Origin of the sequence: Nocardioides caeni, from assembly GCF_004912195.1 — a bacterium.
GTDB lineage: Bacteria > Actinomycetota > Actinomycetes > Propionibacteriales > Nocardioidaceae > Nocardioides > Nocardioides caeni.
Map to the genome: position 1 here is coordinate 1 of NZ_STGW01000032.1, position 2,127 is coordinate 2,127.

3 protein-coding genes are annotated in these 2,127 nt (G+C 73.0%); 2 read left to right on the forward strand and 1 reads right to left on the reverse strand.

All coding sequences use genetic code 11. The annotated features are described in order from the left end of the window. Positions 1-579: CAP domain-containing protein (locus tag E9934_RS19275; protein ID WP_238695062.1), on the forward strand; the 579-nt coding region annotated here is incomplete at its 5' end. A gap of 133 nt (positions 580-712) precedes the next feature. Then, positions 713-1,267, forward strand: coding sequence for a CAP domain-containing protein (locus E9934_RS19280; protein ID WP_136564530.1), 555 nt, complete (start codon positions 713-715; stop codon positions 1,265-1,267). 22 nt (positions 1,268-1,289) lie between these two features. Here the strand turns inward: E9934_RS19280 and E9934_RS19285 are convergent. After that, positions 1,290-2,127: NADPH:quinone oxidoreductase family protein (locus E9934_RS19285; protein ID WP_136564531.1), on the reverse strand; the 838-nt coding region annotated here is incomplete at its 5' end.

Sequence of the window (2,127 nt, forward strand, 5' to 3'; positions counted from 1 at the left end):
CGCGCTCAGACCAGCCGGGGAGCCGACGATCGGCACGCCATGGCGAAGATCATCGGAATCGTGCCCGCGGTGCTGCTGGGCCTGCTGCTCGGCGCGACCGCGCCCGCCGACGCCACGGTCCCGCCCACCCCTGCGGCCCGCGTGTACGTCGGACCGGGGCCGGCCGACGGAGTGACCGGACGACTGGTGGTGCAGTCGCTGCTGGAGTCGCGGGTGATCGCGCTGACCAACCGCCAGCGCCGGGCGCACGGTTGCCGCGCGCTGCGGGCCAACAGCCTGCTGCGCAAGGCCGCGCGGGCCCACACGGTGCGGATGGCCGTCGCGGACCTGATGTCGCACCAGCTGCCCGGCGAGCCCTACTTCTCGGTGCGGATCACCAACGCCGGCTACCGCAACTGGCGACTGGTCGCGGAGAACGTCGCGCGGGGCTTCAGCAGCCCCCTCGCGGTGGTGCGGGCCTGGATGGCCAGCCCGGGACATCGCCGCAACATCCTCAACTGCCGGCTGCGCGACCTCGGTGTCGGCGTCGTCCTCAAGGACGGCCAGCTGTGGTGGACACAGAACTTCGGCCGCCGCTGACCACCGCCCGGCCGGGCGGCCCGGAAGTGGAGAGTCATGGCCGGACGCGGTGGCGGCGTAGTCCATTGGTACTAGCCGATGCCGGACGCCGTGCCGGTGTGGCCCACCCCGTCGCTCCGTGAGGATCTCCAGCATGCTTTCTGGGGGATTCAAGACGTTCGTCACGTCCATGACCATTGCCGCTGCGGTCGTCGCGGGGCTCGTCGCCGGGCCCGGCCACGGCACCGCCACCGCGGCCTCGGCCGCCTCGCCGGTCTCCACCGCCTCCGCGCCGACCACGGCGCGGACGATCGCGGTGGTCGACGCGCTGCTGGAGACGACGGTGCTGACGCTGACCAACCTGCGTCGTGTCGTCGCCGGCTGTGCGCCGCTGCGCTTCAACCGCGAGCTGCGCACCGCGGCGCGGCGCCACTCGGCCCGGATGGCCAACAACGCCACCATGTCCCACCGACTCGCCGGCGAGCCGACCCTCGGCACGCGGATCACCCGCGCCGGCTACACCGACTGGCGCCTCGTCGCGGAGAACGTCGCCGCGGGATTCGACTCCGCCCGCTGGGTGCTGCGCGCCTGGTGGCTCAGCCCCGCCCACCGCCGCAACATCAAGAACTGCCGGCTGCGGGAGCTGGGCGTCGGCGTGGTGCTCAAGGACGGCCAGCTCTGGTGGACCCAGAACTTCGGCCGGCGCTGACCCGAGCGGTCAGCGGAACCGGTCAGTCCCGCAGGCGGACGACCAGCTTGCCGAGCGCGGCGCGGGAGTCCATGTCGATGAGGGCCTGGCCGAACTCCTCGATCGGATAGACCTTGCCGACCGGTGGCTTGACGACGCCGGACTCGATCATCGGGACCAGCCGCGCCCACTGCTCGCCCATGTAGCCGGCGTGGGCGAAGGCGTAGGCGCCCCACCCGACGCCGCGCACGTCGACGTTGTTGAGCAGCAGTCGGTTGACCTTCACCTCCGGGATGCCCTCTCCTGCGGCGAAGCCGACGACGAGGAGTCGGCCCTGCGGGGCGAGGACGCGCAGCGAGTCGGTGAAGAGGGAGCCGCCGACGACGTCCACGACGGCGTCGACGCCGCGCCCCTCGGTCAGCGCCATCACCTCGTCCTTGAACCCGTCGGCGAGGACGGCGTCGTCCGCCCCGGCCGCCCTGGCGTAGTCCGCCTTCTCGGCGGTGCTGGCGACGGCGATCACGCGGGCGCCGAGACCCTTCGCCACCTGGATGCTGGCCGTGCCGACGCCCCCGGCTGCGCCGTGGACGAGGACGGTCTCGCCCGCGCGGACCTGGGCGCGCTCCTCCAGCGCGAACAGCGCCGTGAGGTAGTTCATCGGGAGCGCGACGGCCTCCTCGAACGTGATCGCGTCCGGCAGACCGAAGACGTTCTCGGCCGAGCCGACGACCAGCTCGGCGGCGCCGCCGTAGCCGCCGACGCCGGCGACCCTCTGGCCCGGCTCGAAGCCGTCACCCGAGACGACCACCCCGGCGAAGTCGACGCCGAGGGTGAAGGGCGGCTCCGGCCGCAGCTGGTACTGCCCCTTGCTGAGCAGCAGG

What these genes read in the sequence shown, in the direction of transcription:
- E9934_RS19280 (WP_136564530.1), top strand. Translation starts at nt 713, where the DNA reads ATGCTTTCTGGGGGATTCAAGACGTTCGTCACGTCCATGACCATTGCC.